The sequence below is a fragment of the Sulfuricurvum sp. genome (assembly GCF_028710345.1).
Classification (GTDB): domain Bacteria; phylum Campylobacterota; class Campylobacteria; order Campylobacterales; family Sulfurimonadaceae; genus Sulfuricurvum.
This window is the reverse complement of sequence record NZ_JAQTUH010000009.1, coordinates 99,515-117,194: the sequence shown is the minus strand read 5'-3', so window position 1 is coordinate 117,194 and position 17,680 is coordinate 99,515. Positions and strand designations below refer to the sequence as shown.

General features: G+C 40.9%; 16 protein-coding genes. 8 read left to right on the top strand and 8 right to left on the bottom strand.

Annotated elements, in window-relative coordinates; all coding sequences use genetic code 11:
* Positions 1–142 precede the first annotated feature (142 nt).
* Positions 143–568 (top strand): rhodanese-like domain-containing protein, encoded by a 426-nt coding sequence (locus tag PHC76_RS12020; protein WP_300210237.1) that lies wholly within the window; start codon positions 143–145, stop codon positions 566–568.
* 11 nt (positions 569–579) lie between these two features.
* Here PHC76_RS12020 and PHC76_RS12015 read toward each other — a convergent pair whose 3' ends face one another.
* The 7 genes from PHC76_RS12015 to PHC76_RS11985 form a co-directional block, all read right to left on the bottom strand.
* Positions 580–2,331 carry a nitrite/sulfite reductase gene (locus tag PHC76_RS12015; RefSeq protein WP_300210235.1) on the bottom strand — a complete coding sequence of 584 codons (1,752 nt, stop codon included), beginning with the start codon at positions 2,329–2,331 and terminating at the stop codon, positions 580–582.
* A gap of 80 nt (positions 2,332–2,411) precedes the next feature.
* Entirely contained in the window at positions 2,412–5,246 is a 2,835-nt protein-coding gene (locus tag PHC76_RS12010) for an EAL domain-containing protein (protein WP_300210233.1), read from the bottom strand.
* Positions 5,247–5,392: 146 nt separating this feature from the next.
* Positions 5,393–5,998 carry a hypothetical protein gene (locus tag PHC76_RS12005; RefSeq protein WP_300210231.1) on the bottom strand — a complete coding sequence of 202 codons (606 nt, stop codon included), beginning with the start codon at positions 5,996–5,998 and terminating at the stop codon, positions 5,393–5,395.
* Between the two features lie 194 nt (positions 5,999–6,192).
* Complete coding sequence (locus PHC76_RS12000; RefSeq protein ID WP_300210229.1) at positions 6,193–6,513, bottom strand: metal-sulfur cluster assembly factor; 321 nt, start codon at positions 6,511–6,513, stop codon at positions 6,193–6,195.
* Positions 6,514–6,523: 10 nt separating this feature from the next.
* Entirely contained in the window at positions 6,524–7,753 is a 1,230-nt protein-coding gene (locus PHC76_RS11995; RefSeq protein ID WP_300210227.1) for a hypothetical protein, read from the bottom strand.
* A gap of 3 nt (positions 7,754–7,756) precedes the next feature.
* Positions 7,757–8,104: a hypothetical protein gene (locus PHC76_RS11990; protein ID WP_300210224.1), complete on the bottom strand. Its 348-nt coding sequence runs from the start codon at positions 8,102–8,104 to the stop codon at positions 7,757–7,759.
* 14 nt (positions 8,105–8,118) lie between these two features.
* The gene (locus tag PHC76_RS11985) at positions 8,119–8,559 is read right to left on the bottom strand and encodes a hypothetical protein (protein ID WP_300210221.1); all 441 of its coding nucleotides are present in this window, start codon (positions 8,557–8,559) and stop codon (positions 8,119–8,121) included.
* A 156-nt stretch (positions 8,560–8,715) separates the two neighbouring features.
* On the opposite strand from PHC76_RS11985, the gene cobA reads away from it, so the two are divergent.
* Positions 8,716–9,480, top strand: a complete 765-nt coding sequence (gene cobA, locus PHC76_RS11980) for a uroporphyrinogen-III C-methyltransferase (protein ID WP_300210218.1) — start codon at positions 8,716–8,718, stop codon at positions 9,478–9,480.
* A 332-nt stretch (positions 9,481–9,812) separates the two neighbouring features.
* Here the strand turns inward: cobA and moaA are convergent, their stop codons facing one another.
* Positions 9,813–10,778, bottom strand: a complete 966-nt coding sequence (moaA, locus tag PHC76_RS11975) for a GTP 3',8-cyclase MoaA (RefSeq protein ID WP_300210216.1) — start codon at positions 10,776–10,778, stop codon at positions 9,813–9,815.
* Between the two features lie 125 nt (positions 10,779–10,903).
* On the opposite strand from moaA, the gene PHC76_RS11970 reads away from it, so the two are divergent.
* The 6 genes from PHC76_RS11970 (at position 10,904) to PHC76_RS11945 (ending at position 17,679) form a co-directional block, all read left to right on the top strand.
* Positions 10,904–11,560: a Crp/Fnr family transcriptional regulator gene (locus PHC76_RS11970; protein WP_300210214.1), complete on the top strand. Its 657-nt coding sequence runs from the start codon at positions 10,904–10,906 to the stop codon at positions 11,558–11,560.
* Positions 11,561–12,460: a type IV pili methyl-accepting chemotaxis transducer N-terminal domain-containing protein gene (locus PHC76_RS11965; RefSeq protein ID WP_300210211.1), complete on the top strand. Its 900-nt coding sequence runs from the start codon at positions 11,561–11,563 to the stop codon at positions 12,458–12,460. It begins immediately after the preceding gene.
* A 176-nt stretch (positions 12,461–12,636) separates the two neighbouring features.
* Entirely contained in the window at positions 12,637–15,426 is a 2,790-nt protein-coding gene (gene napA / locus PHC76_RS11960; RefSeq protein WP_300210208.1) for a nitrate reductase catalytic subunit NapA, read from the top strand.
* An 11-nt stretch (positions 15,427–15,437) separates the two neighbouring features.
* Positions 15,438–16,250, top strand: a complete 813-nt coding sequence (gene napG / locus PHC76_RS11955) for a ferredoxin-type protein NapG (RefSeq protein ID WP_300210205.1) — start codon at positions 15,438–15,440, stop codon at positions 16,248–16,250.
* Positions 16,250–17,065 carry a quinol dehydrogenase ferredoxin subunit NapH gene (napH, locus tag PHC76_RS11950; RefSeq protein ID WP_300210202.1) on the top strand — a complete coding sequence of 272 codons (816 nt, stop codon included), beginning with the start codon at positions 16,250–16,252 and terminating at the stop codon, positions 17,063–17,065. Before napG ends, napH begins: the two co-directional genes overlap by 1 nt.
* On the top strand, positions 17,062–17,679 hold the full coding sequence (locus PHC76_RS11945; RefSeq protein WP_300210200.1) for a nitrate reductase cytochrome c-type subunit: 618 nt from the start codon (positions 17,062–17,064) through the stop codon (positions 17,677–17,679). Before napH ends, PHC76_RS11945 begins: the two co-directional genes overlap by 4 nt.
* The last annotated feature ends 1 nt before the right edge of the window (position 17,680 follow it).

Genomic DNA, 17,680 nt, shown 5'->3' with positions numbered 1-17,680 from the left:
ACACATCAATTTAACTGGGGACTATGTCTGGAAAAAGAGTTCGAAGCTCAAAGATGGGAAATTTAGGCCTTTAAGGGCGGTAAAATTCTCTTAACGTACTATATATTCCGTTTTCTCAGGGGACCCCATAATAGGAGTTCAAATGTTTAAGATGTCGGCACTAATACTTTCATTACTCATTGCATCAGGATCAAGCTGGGCAGATGCACCGTCATTATCCGATGAGACGAAAGCAATGCTAAAAGAAGCGAAAAGCCAAGTAGAAGCTATCGAACCGCAAAAACTGAAGGTATTATTGGCAGATGAAAAAATCATCTTGCTGGATGTAAGAGACCCTGATGAATGGGAAAAAAGTACGATTCAATACGATCGTCAAGTAAAAATTTCACGTGGATTTCTTGAAATCAAATATCCAAAACTTATCCTGGATAAATATACTAAAGACGATACCTTTGTTGTTTATTGCGCAATGGAGCCACGGTCGGTATTCGCGGCTCAACGTTTACAACAATTGGGATTTAAACATGTTTCCTATCTTCAAGGCGGTTTGAAAAATTTCAATCCTTGAGAGCAAAAATTTTAAACTTCCCAATATTTTTTGCTGACAAGCAATTTTTTAATTTCCGGGGCGATCCCAGGATCGCTTTTGCCAACACTCCACAAGCTTTTACTCAATTGGCGTATTGCATCACCGAAATTGTCTTCAATAAGGTAAACATACGCTTTATCGGAATAATACTGAAGAAACAGCTCTTTTTCTATCATAAATTGATCTTCTTCACAAAGATTATCCTGAACATCTATGGCACTTAATGGAGTCGTCGATCTGCTTTCCAATTTAGCCAAAATCCATAGTGCAATAAATTCTACAGAGTAGCAGTTTAATGTATCTGTGGAAAAGGATTCAAACGTATCATAACCGCTTTGTTCATACTCATCTATAATACTGTCTATCACCAATCGAATATGCTCCATTGGTACCATCTCAAACAGTTCTCTTCCTACACTCACCCCTGTGGAGTGTTCGGCACCGATGTAGATTCGAGCGCCTTTGTCTGCATCGCCAAAATTATTGGTTCGGAGGCCTATCAATCCGATATCACAGTGCTGATGTCTGCCGCACCCTTTTGCGCAGCCTGAAATTCCGATTTGAATACGATGTTCATGTATTTTTTCCAAAGGGAGTAATTGTGCATCGTCTTTAATATTCCAGAATGAGTAAGGACAATAATGACTCCCTGCACACGCTACAACGGTTTGGCTTTTTTTGAGATTTTGAAAAGGAACAAATTGTTCTGTAAGTCCTAAAAGGTAAATATTATGATCGATTCCAAGGCGTATCTCTATAGAGTGCACCTCGGCAAAATCCGCAATAGCATTCAACTCTTCAGCACGTACACGACCGAAATTGGACTCATAACAAAAAGCGTAACGTCCATCTCGTAACTGCTGATACCGTGAAAAAAGTGTTTTTTTCAAAACGGTTTCGCCTGCTTTTTGCCAAGAGTTTTGGTATTCATGTGCAATATAATCTACAAATGTTTCTATCCCAATCTCTTCGAGCAAATAAAAAAGTCGTGTTCGCGAACGTGTAAAACGTGACCCATGCTTGTTGAATGCTTCGATAAAAGCTATAAAAAAAGATACAACTTCATCGGGAAGCAAAAATATATCGGCACTACGGGCTATTTCACTGTTTTTTCCTCCCATATAGACATTAAATCCGAAAACATCCCCCTTCTTTGCCAGTGCAAAATAAAGATCATTGGCAAAAAATGAGGTGACATTTGCGCTATTTCCGGAAATGCCAGTAGATATTCTTCGTGGTAACATACCTACAAGATGAGGCGTTTTTAGAAAATATTCCTGCATCTGCATAATCAAAGGATAGGTTTCGATAATACTCGCAGATCCTAGTCCATCATAAACATCAGTTACAATGTTACGTACATTATCACCAAACGTTTGCCCGGTTGAGATGCCAAGTTCATTAATTTGCTTGAAAATTGGTAGGATACTCTCACTGTCCAGTCCATGCAATTGCATCCCTGCACGTGCGGTAAGAATGATCTCAAGATTATTACGTGTCACGATGTCAGCTATAGCCCGTAATTGTGTCGTTGTGATACGTCCTGCAGTTATTCGTAAACGAAGGGTATATTCCTCTTCTTCGATCGGTGTGTTGAAAATACCGAAATCTTGCAAGTAAAAGCTGTCCCCTTCGCTAATGGATGCAAAATCAAGTGTTTCTATCTGCGGATAATAGGAAAATGGGGAAAGCTGAGCTTTATAGCGTTCACGTTTGTTTAATTTTTTTTCTGTCATTTCCATACATTACTCCACCTACTTAGGTAAAGATATTGTAGTCATTGATTTACAAACTCTTCATGACGTAAATCAAGAAACAAGCATTATAAGCTTTGGGAAGGCTCATGGAAATAATATCCCTGTGAATAATCGATTCCGATCTCTTTTACTATTTCATACACCTCTTTTGAGTGGACAAATTCGGCAATCGTTTTTATCCCGAGTTTTTGGGCAAAGGCAACAATCGTCTCTACAATGATTCGGCTGTTCGTATCAGTATTAATATTTTTAATTAGGGATGCGTCTATTTTAAGAAAATCGACTTGCAAATGAAGGATGTAGGCAAAATTCGAGTAACCGCTTCCAAAATCGTCTATAGCAATCCGTCCGCCCCTCAGTTTTATTTGTTGAATGAATTCTTGTACTTCTTCAAAGTTTTCAACTCCTTCAGACTCTAGAATCTCAAAAATAACCCTTTTAGCAATATTCTGATTCTCAAGCTTGTCAAATATTAACTGAACGCTTTTTGGATCTAAGATATCATCAACAGATAAATTAATAGAAAATTCGTAGCTATTCTCTTGAAAAACTTCAAAACTTTTCTCAATCATAATACGTGTCAAATGAGGATAAAGCTTGGCCTTTTTCGCCACTTCCAAAAAAAAGCAAGGGGAAATAGCTTTGCCATCCGTGCCTATGAGTCGAATGAGACATTCATACTTGGTAGGTGCTGTTTGAGCATAATGATTGGATTGGAAAGAATCTGCAAATTTGTTTTCTACTATCCCCTGAAAGAACGGAACGATTCTATTTGATGCAATTGCTTCCTTTATTTTTCCGGTAAATTCAATATTATGCGCAATTTCATTTTTGATCTTCGCCGTGTCATTAAGAATGATAAAATCTTTATCATTCTGTTTTGCATGACGCAGTGCCATATCGGAATCGATCAAGAGCTGCGATACCGAAAGATATTCTTTCATATCTCTCATAGGATCAATAACAGCTCCAAGGGTCACTTTTGTCGTAATGACAGCACCGTTAACATAAAAAGGATTCGATTCAATATGTGCATGCAAGGATGCAATAACCTCTTCATGTGGCCGATAATTAAAACACTCATCATCACAGAGCAGAGCGAATTCATCTGCATAAATACGGTATAGTTTATATCTAGAAGTTAACAGACTGCTTGTTGCAATACGTCTTTCCATCCCTTTTAAAATACTATCTCCTATATCAGTCCCGTAAAAGTCATTGATTTCACCAAAGCGGTCAATATTGACAAGAATTAGGATAGGATTTGTAATCAGAGCCAAATCCTCTAACAGTTTTATCCGGTTTGGAAGCTGTGTCAGGGTATCCGTGTAAAGTTGCTGAATAAGCTGCTCTTTTTGAAGAACAAGCTGAGTAATGTCATGCCGTGTGGCTACGAATTCTACGATATTGCCCTCTTCATCAAAAATGGGTGTAATCGTTGAATCTGTATAGTAAGGCCGCCCATTTTTAGTCAAATTCTTTAGGGTACCGGACCAAATATTTTTGCCCAATATTGTTTTCCACATCCCCTCATACAGCTCTTTTGGTGTATCTGCATCTTTGAGCATACGGTGATTGTTTCCGATCAATTCTTCACGTGTATAACCTGTAGTCAAACAAAACTGATCATTGACATAGCTGATGTTTCCATCAATATCAGTGATTGAAAGGAGATTACTTGCATCTACCGCTTTTTTATAACTCTTTAAAAAGGCAAAAGACTGACCAATTTTTTGAGCCATGTCGTTAAAAGCATGGGAGACGTCGGCCATCTCGTCATCGGTTTTAATCGGAATTCGGACTACATATTTTCCCGAAGAGATTAAACGAGCTGCCCCTACCAATTCATCGAGGACTCCCATAAAAGCCAAATAAAACCCGATCGTAAAATAAATGAGTGCTGCCAAAATGACTAACGCTATAACCTCTCCGAAGATCATTTTTCGTTTCAAATCTGCCAATTTCATATCAAGATGCGTTCGTAGAGCAGCAGAAATAGTATCATACGCATTAAAATAGGTTTGAATCGTCTGAGTCACATCGTTAAAATAATCGTTGGAATTGATTTGCCAATGATTGGTATTCAAAATTTGTGATGTGAATATTGATGAAAATCTTTCACAATCTTTTTCAATACCTGATATAGAAGGATTTATAGAGTTGCACATTTCAGAATGGCGTTCACAAACAATAGCTCCATCATGGACAATGCTATCCAAATGGGACCGAATTTTTCCGTATAGGAGTGTTGCTTCTTTTTGTTCTTCAGATGATATTGATTGTTTTATAAGAATTCTTGTCCCTATCGCTCTTCCCTGCCCCGTATATTCCACAAGCATCGGTATATGATCACTGAGTATTTTGACAAGATGATAAATGCTCAAGTCGGCATCGTTAATCGCATATGATACGTCTCCGCTATGCTGCATCAAAAGAAGAGTTTTACACATCAAATTTGTATGCAAACGATAATTTTCGGATAATGTTCTTTCCCAAATTCCACTTCGAAGTTCTTCCCATTGTGCCTTGATATTTATCCATTCTTCGTGAAGCGACATATTTGGTGCAGGGGAAGCATCTATGTCAGCTATTGCTGAATCAATGCGTTTAAAATTATCTTCTATTTTGGTTTTATAAGTACTATCGCCTTGCTGCATTGCGACAGTCATCCCCCGCTCGAGAGGAACATACTCTAAGAATAACCTTACTTTTTGTTGGTAGGCAAGTCCTTCTTGAAGTTTTAAAATTGAGCGTGATTCACTTTCAACATAATCGTAGCCAAGATATAGAAATAGAACAAAAGGGAGGAAAAATACAGCCGTTGCTAATGCAAGTTTTTTAGGATATTTCATACTGCTCATCAAGATGACAGCTGGAGAAAAGAGCGTTAGTAAGCGCATGAAGTCTCAATCCTTCTATTGACGTGCAGAAATCACACCAATCTTCAACATTCTGCTCAAAAGCGTATATTCAAGAAGATGAATATTATATAATTTAATATTCAAGTCTCTTAATTGTACTCCAAATTATCAATTTTACCTTCTATTTATTGTGTAAGTATAATCAAATCAGGATTATCAATATTATCAATCAGTATCTTTTTTACCCTATCTTGCCACGCGGACTTAAACGCTTGCTTGATTTCAAAATCTGCTTTGTTACTCATAATCATCCCGAGCCACACCTGCATCTTTGGATCGCTATTGACAATTTCAGGGTGATACGAGAGTGTAACACGTGCCCCATTGTCCACTCTTTCTAATCCCATTTCTCCATCAATGTCTTCTTCGTAAGACAGTAAGTGACGGCGGTCAAATTTTCCTCCCAACCCATGAAATCCGCTCGTATCGGTAGCTCCGGTGATAAGAGAAGCCACATTCGCCATTACCCCTACAACCCCTTCTCCCAGTTTACCTTTCATGAAGACTTTTACCTCACCGCGGACAGGTGTTTTATCCTCATATAGAGCTCTTAATCCTTTTTGCAGCATCAGATAAGCTCCTGCTACGGTTGGACACGAGTGTCCGGCCAGTTTTACGACGTCGGTATATCCATAGGTGATCATCCCATCATGCGAGGCGCCAAGTACTTCTGATAGAGGATCGTACATGGTTATGGTCGATACCGATTGAAAAAATAATGGTGTTGACATTGTGTGCTCCTAATTTAAAAATTTTGTAACGATATCCCATATGATTGCACTCAAGCAGATAAACCATAGAGTATTCATAATCAAATGAGGTTCGAACGATGTTAAGGTATACAACAACGGTACACCCAGCACAATTGGCCATTTGATAAAATAAAGCACCATCCATGCTGATGCATATAGGTACCGCCTCAGTTTTACCACATCCCTGCTCCGGCGGTGAGAGCTTGTTGGACATGATCGCTTGCCATCGTAATATTCCATTCCGGTTCCCACACCACTTCAACAATACATCCCTTAACTGCTTCGAGTCGCTCAACGGCTTCTCTCACCCATTCCATCATCATCTGATGAAGCGGGCACCCTTGGGTCGATAATGTCATAATAACCTTGACATGATTGTTCTCATCGATTTGAGCATCGTATATAAGTCCAAGCTCGACAAGGTTGAACCCGACTTCGGGATCGATCACGGTACTGATAGCTTCATAGACTTCGGATTTTGTAACAGGTTCCATTCTTATTCTCCTATTTGAACCGTAACATCCATAGGACATTGCGTATTAAAAACAAGCTCCCGATCAATAAAAACGAGAGACCTCCATACCATAGATCGCTATTGCCAAGAATCAAAGAGAGTGCTACAGTAAACATTCCGACGGCAGAATATCCCCACTGAAAATCAGCACTCCGTTTAGGAACCATTTGGTGCAGCATCGGCACTTTTTGTTTCCCTACCAATGAGCTGTAACGATCAAACCACACCAGAAAGGGGATAATTTTATACAAATGACCAGTAATCATAAATCCTAAAAATCCGACGCCAAACAGCCATCCAAAAAGGATCCACCCTTTTTCCCCCTCATTTCCGACAACAACTAAACTTACCAATGCGAGAAAGAGCGATACATAGGCGACAACCAAAGATCGAAACCAAATATCAAATTCTTTTCGGGCTTTTTTACGCGCGATAAAAACTACTTGCAAGACATACGCAAGTACGCTCAGCACAATAAAAAATCCGCCCATAAATAGAACCCAATCCAAAGACAGTATCTTGCCGATCCAGTACACTAATATCCCAGAAAACATCATCCGAATTGCCCATGTTGAGGGTGTATTCTTAAACCCGTGTGCCAAACCGAACATAGGGAGAAGGATTTGGGTTATTCCAATAACAATCATCATCACAGTCCCGCCCAACATAGTTACGGCATGCACATCGATGAGGGCAGTCGGATTGGAGTTGATCGTCCCACCTAGACCTAAAGTCATAATCCACCCTATCAACGACCCAATCAGCATAAAAAATACAGCATACCCCATGGAACGGGTTGAAAGGTTTCGAAGGAGTTCTTTTTTACCGGTCAACACGACTTCAACACCGAATATTAAAAATCCAAGCACGATTATCAGTCCGCCATACGAGAGGAGCAACGGATAAAACCAAAAACCTAAAAAAAGTAAAACCGTTCCCGCTGTCAGAAAAGCAAAAATGATCGGGTAAAATCCCACACAACAATGCCCTTTTTCTAATACCACCGGAAGCAGCTGCGCCAAGGCACCTATTATAATCATCATCAAAAAGCCGATCAAATAGGTATGTACCAGTCCAATCCAGCGCAGGTCAAGTAATGAGATATCATTATTAATACTTAAAAGTCCTGCGATACTCAGAACGTAAAACAAAGTCCCGGCAATGAAAAATGGAGCGATAATCCGCAGTGGCGGAGCAAAATCACTCGATATCTGGACCATGATCTATCCGTGGCAAGCTGCACTGTAGCGCGGATCGTTCAAGTCTACAGAACCTTTGAATGAAAAAATCGCTTCGGCCAAACCATCTTCGCGAGTGCGCGACTGAATATCAAAATCTTCTCCGATTTTATTGAAAAGACCCATCGGCATTTTATGGTTAATCATAATAAGGCGCTTGTCCGGTCCATCGATTAAGCGTAATCCCGCCATGGCATTAACCATCGGTTCAGGCGGTTCACATCCTGAAGTATCGAAAGCATAAAAGGTTGTCCCTTCATTTTTAAAAATGACAAAATCAACCGTTGCGTCTTCAACTGCAATTTTTTGTGCATCATTAGGTATTGTAATCATCGGATATCTCCTGTTTATAAAATTGTTCGAATGTTAATCGCAACCCACAAAATGGCCAGATTAAGAATAAAAATAGCCATAGAACCCCCTCTTGAGAGGAGCTTTTGGCGCAAGCTGCGTGTTTTTTTATGGGTAGAAAATGCAATGTAGAGATGAATCATCGTTGCTATGCTAAGGGCTGAAACCAACAAGAGTTTCCATTTCACATAGTAACCAAGCTCTGTTTCGCTGTTGATCGCGCTAAACAGGTGAAAATGCTCTCCCAAAATGAATCCTGTACCGATTAATATAAACAGCCACACGGTTTCAAAATAGCCATAAAAAGGCCCGATTGCTCCATATACTGCTTCTTGAGTGGCTTTATCTTTTAAAAAAACACCCAATCCAAAGAGGACAATACTCCCTCCTATCCAAGCACATGCCGCGAGAATATGGATATATAAAATCCATGACATCATTAACTCCTCGTGAAAAACATTTACGATTATAGGGGGTAAAGAAATAATAACTATTGATGTACATCAAGATTTCACCAAAGATTGATTTGCGTCAAGTCTTCTATGGATGCAATCATTTACAATACTGCAAATATGAACAAATAACGAGGAAAAATGTACGGGAAAGTCTATCTGACAGGAGCAGGTCCGGGTGATCCGGATCTTTTAACGGTTAAAGCTTTACGGCTGATTCGCCAAGCGGATGTTATTGTGTATGATCGGCTTATCAATGGTGAGATATTGCGTGAAGCTAAAAAAGAGGCAATTCTTGTCTATGTCGGAAAAGAAAATAACCATCATACACTTCCTCAAGAGGAAATCAATGCCCTTTTAGTGGCATACGCTCATACACATGAAACAATAGTCCGCCTAAAAGGAGGTGATCCGCTGGTATTTGGTCGAGGAGGAGAAGAAGCACTGTATCTCTCAAAAAATGGAATCACTTTTGAATTTGTCCCCGGAATCAGTTCTGCAATCGCCGTGCCCGCTTATGCAGGGATTCCGCTAACACATAGGGGAATCAATACCTCCTTTCGCGTTATTACGGGGCACCAAGCGTCCACAGGCGAAAATTTTAATGCAGGAGTATTGCGGAAAAACGAAACTCTCGTTATTTTGATGGGATTGCATAGATTGGAAAAAATCATCAGATCTTTGCTCAATAGCGGTTTGCCTTCTTCAACTCCTTGTGCCATTATTGAAAACGGGACGATGAATTTCCAGAAACAGGTGTTTGGTACTCTAAATACCATCATTGAAGTATCACGAGATATCCATTCACCCGCAATTATTGTTGTGGGTGAAACTGTCTCTTTGCATAACAGACTGAATTGGTTTCATTACGATGCAAAATTCTCTCAGCAGTATCTGTCTAGATAAATGCCGCCAATCATACACCTATCCGTACACACGACGAGCGAATTATGAATATATAAAATCCATGTCAGAGTTTCTCCTTTGATTTTCGAGCGTATGAAGCTAGTTTGTATGATATTTCTTATTATGAATAAAGATTTTGGTGTTAGTTTTACGTAATTGAGGAATTGAAACAAACAGTACAGTGCGCTTTGAATCGAAGGAGGTCGTTTTCTATACTGCTTGAATCAACCCCTGGAGGGGGAAGATTTTTTTATGGTGTAAAAATTATAGAAGATTACTCAATTAATGTCTTTGACTTAGATCAAATTGCAGATTTATTTTAATGATTTATCTCATCCTCCGGTACGATAAAAAGCACGGGAGGACACTTCAACATTTTCAATGCCCCAAAGATTTTTTTCGGGTTTGTTAAATACGACTTCCTCTAAAATTTCGGTCGCTTTTTTGATATTTCCTTCTCGTATCGCCTCTTTGATACTTTTGGCCCCTTCAAAATACAAACATCCTATTAAATCACCCTCTGCTGTAAGCCGCAGTCGGTCACATGAAGCGCAAAAATCGTGACGATGCGGTTCGATAGTTCCAAATCGGTACCCATCGGGTGTTTCATAGAGATTCGCCGGACCGCTTGCTTCTTTCTCAATCGGAATAAATGGATATGATTTTCCTAATATATCTATAATTTCATCACTTCGAAGCCCCTGAAGTGCGTTGCTCGCATGAGAGTTTTCCATATATTCTATATAGCGGATTTGTGCACCAATCTCGCGAGCGTATTCAAAAAGCGGCACAATTTCATGATCATTGATTCCACGTAAAATGACGCTGTTGATTTTAACGGATAGCCCTGCATCGACTGCTGCACGGACTCCTGTAAGAACTTGTTCTAAAACATCTTTTTGTGCGATATAATTAAGTGTTTCAGCATCTAGAGAATCAAGAGAAATGTTAACACGTCGCAGTCCAGCGCTTTTCAGTTTTTTTGCCTGTGCGGGCAATAAAAAACCGTTAGTGGTCAGTCCAATATCTACATCGGGCGCATACGTATGGATCATTGCGATCAGTTCATCGAGGTTCTCGCGAGTCGTCGGTTCGCCACCGGTAAGACGAATTTTACGTATACCGTTGTCAATACCGATTTTGATAAATGCAAACAGCTCTTCATAACTCAATAGATTTTCTTTAGGTACCCAGCTAAAGGGTTTTTCAGCCATACAATAGCGGCAGCGAAAATTACATCTCTCCGTAACCGATACACGTAAATAGGTGACCTTGCGGTCAAAACGATCTTGCAACATATTTGATCCTCATTTGAATCGATTATTCAATAGTAACCGATTCAAATAGCTAACTTCTTGATTTAGGTCAATAATCAAATGTATGGTTTGCGTTATCATAAATTTTCAACGTATAAAGGTTAACCATGACATCTATGATTGAGGATCTTAATTTTTTTAAAGAGTGCGATCCTTTAAAACTATCCTTACTGTCTTCAACAGCCAAATTCAAATCGTATAATGCTTCCGATATTTTGATGTATGAGGAAGATGATGTTAATCGCGTCTATTTTCTCGTCGAAGGGGAAGTAAAACTCTATAAAGTGGATCGCTTTGATAACGAAGTTTTTTTATACACCCTCTCGGATCAAACTCTTCTGACGGATATCGGTTCACTCGAATGCAATACAATCAGTTGTTTCAGTAATATAGAATTTTTAGTTCCGAGCCGTGTGGTATCATTCGATTTGAAAATGTTTAAAGAGGTCGTTAAAACCGATTTTTCCCTTTTAATCAATTTGGTTAATCTACTCGCCGATCAAAAACAACGAGTAGACTGTATGGTAAGTATGGGAATGGTGTATGACGTCACCGCCAAAGTTGCCAAAATGCTTTATGACCAGCTGGATTTGTATAATCGGCTCAAAAAACAAGAGATCTCGTATCGGCTCAATATACAGCCGGCTACTCTCTCACGTGTATTAGCTAAATTTATCCGAAAAGGATTGATTATGGAAGAAGATCATAAAACAGTCGTGTTGCAACGCGAAGAACTAACACGATATTTCAACGAGGGGTTATAAATGCAATCCATATCAACCAAAGTACGCTGGATCGTTGCGATTCTTTCACTTAATCTTATTACAATTATTCTAGTGGATATTTGGCTCAACTCGGACCAAAAATTTGATGCCCAGGTTATTAATACAGCCGGAAAAGAGAGAATGCTTTCACAGCGAACTGTTCTTGAACTTCATCGCCTTCTTTTAGATGAAGAGGGAGCGTTTGAGCGGCTCCAAGCCGCACGTCAGGAGTTTGACCGCAATTTTAAGCAGCTTTCCACAGCAACTTCAGAATATAAAGGATTTTCGAACGAAAAAATCGAAAAAACCATGTTGGAAGTTTATGCACATTGGAACCAAATGGGAGGGCTTGTAGATCACTATTTACAGGGTGATCACAATCTTTTTGATCTCAAAACTATCTATGAGGATGGTGATCGAACATTACTATTGATGGATAAAGCGGTTACCCAGTACCAAGAATATATGATGGAAAAACGGATAATAGCCCATCGAATTCAAATCATGCTGGCCCTTATCTCCTTTGTGGTTATCCTTTATATGGCACGAACAACTTTGGAGATACAACGAAATTTTGACAAATTTTTGGAACACTCAAAATCGATCAGCGGTAATGAAAACATCGGTGTTCAACGTGGAAATGAACTTGATATTGCATGTGCCCATATTGAATACTTCTTACAGAATGTCGAAGAAGCAATTCAAAATGCTACCGAAGCGGTCGAAAAAAGCGAAGCCGCTACCGCGATGCTGATCGGTTCAGCTCCTGAAACCGAAAAACTGCTGGAACAGAGCGAAGACATGATGCTTCAGGTAAGTGAAGAACTACACCATACCGCGCAACGTCTAAAAAAACTCAAAAGCAACCTCGAGTCTGCTAATGCAATCCGAAACGCCTAAAGGCGTTTCAAATTTCATTCTTCTTTTCTTCTCCTTTTGACTTAAGTCAAATACTTTTTTTTTGAATTACTTTACAATGTTTGAAGTGCATGAGTTATTTCATAGCATAAGGAAATCTTTAGGAGTCCACCCGTTTATCGGTATGGATTGAGCGTGATTTCATTAAGGAGTTTTCAATGTCGTTAGATAGAAGAGAGTTTTTAAAAAGTGCTGCCGCCGCATCAGCGGCCACAGCAATCGGGATGGCAGTTCCCTCATCGGTAGAAGCTGCATCAAATCAGGCACAAGCTGGATGGCGCTGGGATAAAGCAGCCTGCCGTTTCTGCGGAACCGGTTGTGGAATTATGATGGCAACCAAGGATGACCGTATCGTTGCAGTCAAAGGTGACCCGTTGGCTCCGGTAAATCGTGGTCTCAACTGCATCAAAGGGTACTTTAATGCCAAAATCATGTACGGTGCAGACCGTCTGACTCAACCCCTTTTGCGTATGAATGATCAAGGACAATTTGATAAACACGGTAAATTCAAACCTATCAGCTGGGAACGTGCGTTCGATGAGATGGAAATACATATCAAAGCAGCACTCAAAGAAAAAGGGCCGACCGGTATCGCAATGTTCAGCTCCGGTCAGCAAACCGTTATGGAAGGGCATGCATCACTCAAACTGATGAAAGCTGGATTCCGAACCAATAATATCGATCCGAATGCACGCCTTTGTATGGCATCTGCTGTTACAGGATTTATGAATGTATTCGGTGCCGACGAGCCCTCAGGCTGTTATGATGATATCGAACTTGCTGAAACGATCGTGGCATTTGGTTCCAATATGGCGGAAATGCACCCTATTCTCTGGTCACGCGTATCGGATCGCAAACTCAGCAATCCGGATAAAGTACAAGTCGTTGTATTATCAACCTATAAACACCGTACGATGGACCTTGCCGATGTCGAGATTATCTTTAAACCGAATACTGACCTAGCTATTTTTAACTATATTGCGCGAGAAATTGTCTACAATCATCCTGAGGCAATCGATTGGGATTTTGTCAATAAAAATATTATCTTTGCTACCGGACCAGTAGATATAGGCTATGGATTACGTGAAGATATTCATCATCCTAAATACAAAAAAAGTGAACTTGATACAGCCGCCAAGCAAAAATCAAAAGTTCTAACTAATGATGAAGGGGTAAGTCTCGCTTATCTTGGCTACAAAGCGGGTGATACCCTTGAAATGAAAAATACTGAAACGGCCAATAAACATTGGCAAATTACTTTTGAAGAGTTTAAAAAAGGACTTGCACCGTACACACTTGATTATGTTGCCCATGTTGCCAAAGGCGATCCGGATGAGAGCATAGAAGATTTTAAAGCAAAACTTCAAAAAATGGCCGATCTTTACATTGAACAAAAACGAAGATGTCTTACATTCTGGACTATGGGATTCAATCAACATACCCGTGGAACATGGGTTAATGAACAAGCCTATATGGTTCACTTCCTACTCGGCAAACAAGCCAAACCGGGTAGCGGTGCATTCTCTCTAACCGGTCAGCCATCTGCATGCGGAACTGCGCGTGAAGTCGGTACATTTAGCCACCGATTGCCGGCAGACATGGTTGTTAATAATCCGCAACACAGAGCAATCGCAGAAGGAATTTGGCAGCTGCCAGCAAATACGATCAATCCAAAACCGGGTTCGCATTTCACCCAAATCCACCGTGATCTTGAAGACGGTAAAGTGAAATTCGCATGGGTCAGCGTATGTAACCCGTATCAAGATACCGGGAATGCAGAACACTGGATCAAAGCAGCGCGTGAAATGGATAACTTTATCGTTACCTCCGACGGTTATCCTGGAATCTCAGCAAAAGTATCGGATTTGATTTTACCAAGTGCCATGATGTATGAAAAATGGGGAGCATACGGCAATGCAGAGCGACGCACACAGCACTGGCGCCAACAGGTAACTCCGGTAGGAGATGCGATGTCGGATACCTGGCAGATTGTTGAACTCTCTAAGCGCTTTACACTGAAAGAAGTTTGGGGAGCACAAAAAATTCCTGGACTAGACGGGGGGTTGCCGGATGTTATGACTGCTGCAAAAGCAATGGGATATAAAGAGACCGATACTCTGTACGATGTTTTGTTTGCCAGTAAAAAAGCAAAAGCCTACAAATGGCCTGATCCGGTAGGAAAAGGATACCAAAACTCCGAAGTGGAAGGCGATAAACGCAATGTCATCGGCAGTGATGGCAAACCGTTTAAAGGATACGGCTTTTTCCTCCAAAAATATCTCTGGGAAGAGTACCGTGAATTCGGTGCGGGTCGCGGCCATGACTATGGAGATTTTGATACCTATCATAAAGTACGCGGTTTGAAATGGCCGGTTGTTGATGGTAAAGAGACCTTCTGGCGTTACAATTCGAAATATGATCCGTATGCGAAAAAAGCGAATAACGGTGAATTTGCGTTCTATGGTCATGCATTTAAAGAGATCCCGCAAGGAAATCTCCAGGGTATAACCAATAAAGAGACGGTTCATTTAGCCAACAAAGCCAAAATTTTCTTCCGTCCGTATATGGAACCGACTGAAGTGCCGGATAAAAATTATGACATCTGGCTCTGTACCGGTCGTGTACTTGAACACTGGCACAGCGGAACCATGACGATGCGCGTTCCTGAACTCTATCGAGCCGTTCCTGAAGCTTTGTGTTACATGCACCCTGCAGAAGCAGAAAAACGCGGTGTAAAACGTGGCGATATGGTGTGGGTTGAATCTCGACGCGGGAAAGTGAAAGCTCACGTCGAAACACGCGGACGTAACCGTCCGCCAAAAGGTCTCGTATTCGTTCCATGGTTTGATGAAAAAGTATTTATCAATAAGGTTTGTTTGGATCATACCTGCCCAATTTCTAAACAAATCGACCATAAAAAATGCGCTGTAAAAATTTATAAAGCGTAACGGATAAAGTCATGAAAAATTCTCCTTCAAACGATCGCCGCCGCTTTCTCCTCTCTATCGCGAGAGGAATCGGGCTAAGTGCGATGGGTGCGTTGGTATGGAGTGCCTATGTTGGAGAAGTAAAATCCGCTCCTTTAGTTTTGCGCCCTCCGGGTGCATTGGCCGAAGACAAATTCATCAAAAACTGTATCAAATGCGGATTGTGTGTGGAAGCGTGTCCTTACGATACACTCAAGTTGGCAAAACCGGGAGACAATCTTCCAATGGGGACACCTTACTTTATCCCTCGCACTATTCCGTGTTATATGTGCAGCGATATTCCCTGTGTTCCTGTATGTCCGAGTGGTGCGCTTAGCGAGCCGTCGGTGAGCAGCTATATCAATAAAACGAATGCACAGCTGGATATCAATAAAGCCCGCATGGGGTTGGCCGTTATCGACAGAGAATCCTGTATCGCAACATGGGGTATCCAATGCGATGCATGTTATCGGGCTTGTCCTTTAATGGGTCAAGCGATTACGATCGAATTTTCTAAAAATGAACGGACGGGGAAACATGCGTTCCTCATTCCAAATGTTCATGCAGATATTTGTACCGGATGCGGTATGTGTGAGCATGCCTGTGTCACAAAAAAAGCGGCGATTTACGTTTTACCCCGAGCTTTGGCAATGGGAGAAGCAGGAAATCACTATATCAAAGGATGGGATCCTAAAGATGAGCAACGTCTAGATACCGTCAAGAAAAATGTTCCGCATGAGTTCACCAAAACCAAATTAAGTGAAAAGAGTGCCCTTGACTCACTCAATGACGAAGGCGGATTGTGATGAAACATTATAAATATCTCTTGATGAGACGGTTTAGTCAAATAGCAATACTGGTACTCTACATCGGTGCCAATGCCTGGGGATGGAAAATACTGCAAGGTGATCTAAGTGCCTCATTACTGATGGGTAAAGTTCCTTTGGCCGATCCATATGCAGTAGTACAAATCGCGGTTACTGGTGCAACACTAGGAATCGATATCATCCTCGGTGCGTTGATCGTTACCTTTTTTTATGGGGTTATTGGTGGACGGGCGTTTTGTAGCTGGATTTGTCCAATCAACATGATAACCGATACAGCCGCATGGCTGCGTCGAAAATTGAAGTTTTCAGAAGTACAAAAGCGGTTTTACATGAGCCGGTCACTTCGGTATTGGATTTTAGGTCTGAGTTTAATTTTATCAGCGGTAATGGGGGTGGCGGCATTTGAGCTGATCAGTCCTGTCTCAATGGCGCATCGCGGAGCCATATTCGGTATGGGTATGGGCGGCGGTGCATTAGTGGTTATATTTTTATTTGATCTGTTGGTTCATGAGAACGGATGGTGCGGTTACATTTGTCCGCTGGGTGCATCTTATGCGCTCATCGGCAAATTTTCCCTTATTCGTATTCACCATGATGCCAACAAATGTACCGATTGCAGAGATTGTATTACTGTGTGCCCTGAAAAAGAGGTACTCCATATGGTCAATCGCAGTAGTGAAAGTGTCTTGATGGGTGAATGCACCAATTGCGGCAGATGTGTTGATGTTTGTAAAGAAGACGCGCTCGGATTTTCAATTCGCAGTCAGTTAAAACAACCAAAGGATGAAAAATGAAAGCAAATCGAATCATCGGTAGCCTCGTGGCTGCATGTATTTTAATCAGCGGTGTCTATGCCGCGAGCAATACGAATGCCGGTATAGACGAAAAAGATTTGGGAATGCGTAAAGCAGAAGTATATTCAGAAGACACTGCTGTGCCTGATGGAACAAATTATCATAGTGAAGCGCCTGGTACCTCTAAAAGAATTGAACGTGCGTATGCTGATGCTCCACCAATGATCCCTCATGATATCAGCGATCTCGGTGAAATCGACAAAAATAATAACGCGTGTCTCGGATGTCACATGCCGGATGTTGCAACAACCATGGGAGCAACACCGATTCCAAAAACCCATTTCACAAATTTTCGCCCTGCAGTAGAGTCGGATAAAGAGGATAACTTTAAATCCGAAAGTAACGATCAGATTATCAAAAAAGATCTGCATGGACAACTCTGGCAAGGGCGCTACAACTGTACCCAATGCCACGCTCCGCAAACACAGGGTAAATTACGGGTTGAAAGCAATTTCAAACCGGATTACGCGAACAATAAAGGGCAGAAACATCAGAACCGCTCGTACCTGATGGATGAAATCGGTATCGGTGTAAAAGTCGGAAACGGTTTATAAA

Bases quoted from the DNA above. Each gene is read 5' to 3' on its own strand.
- PHC76_RS11990 (WP_300210224.1), bottom strand. From the start codon at position 8,104: ATGATTACAATACCTAATGATGCACAAAAAATTGCAGTTGAAGACGCA.
- PHC76_RS12000 (WP_300210229.1), bottom strand. From the start codon at position 6,513: ATGGAACCTGTTACAAAATCCGAAGTCTATGAAGCTATCAGTACCGTG.
- napH (WP_300210202.1), top strand. From the start codon at position 16,250: ATGAAACATTATAAATATCTCTTGATGAGACGGTTTAGTCAAATAGCA.
- napA (WP_300210208.1), top strand. From the start codon at position 12,637: ATGTCGTTAGATAGAAGAGAGTTTTTAAAAAGTGCTGCCGCCGCATCA.
- PHC76_RS11985 (WP_300210221.1), bottom strand. From the start codon at position 8,559: ATGTCATGGATTTTATATATCCATATTCTCGCGGCATGTGCTTGGATA.
- PHC76_RS12005 (WP_300210231.1), bottom strand. From the start codon at position 5,998: ATGTCAACACCATTATTTTTTCAATCGGTATCGACCATAACCATGTAC.
- PHC76_RS12020 (WP_300210237.1), top strand. From the start codon at position 143: ATGTTTAAGATGTCGGCACTAATACTTTCATTACTCATTGCATCAGGA.
- PHC76_RS11945 (WP_300210200.1), top strand. From the start codon at position 17,062: ATGAAAGCAAATCGAATCATCGGTAGCCTCGTGGCTGCATGTATTTTA.
- PHC76_RS11995 (WP_300210227.1), bottom strand. From the start codon at position 7,753: ATGGTCCAGATATCGAGTGATTTTGCTCCGCCACTGCGGATTATCGCT.
- PHC76_RS11965 (WP_300210211.1), top strand. From the start codon at position 11,561: ATGCAATCCATATCAACCAAAGTACGCTGGATCGTTGCGATTCTTTCA.
- napG (WP_300210205.1), top strand. From the start codon at position 15,438: ATGAAAAATTCTCCTTCAAACGATCGCCGCCGCTTTCTCCTCTCTATC.
- PHC76_RS11970 (WP_300210214.1), top strand. From the start codon at position 10,904: ATGACATCTATGATTGAGGATCTTAATTTTTTTAAAGAGTGCGATCCT.
- PHC76_RS12010 (WP_300210233.1), bottom strand. From the start codon at position 5,246: ATGCGCTTACTAACGCTCTTTTCTCCAGCTGTCATCTTGATGAGCAGT.
- moaA (WP_300210216.1), bottom strand. From the start codon at position 10,778: ATGTTGCAAGATCGTTTTGACCGCAAGGTCACCTATTTACGTGTATCG.
- cobA (WP_300210218.1), top strand. From the start codon at position 8,716: ATGTACGGGAAAGTCTATCTGACAGGAGCAGGTCCGGGTGATCCGGAT.
- PHC76_RS12015 (WP_300210235.1), bottom strand. From the start codon at position 2,331: ATGGAAATGACAGAAAAAAAATTAAACAAACGTGAACGCTATAAAGCT.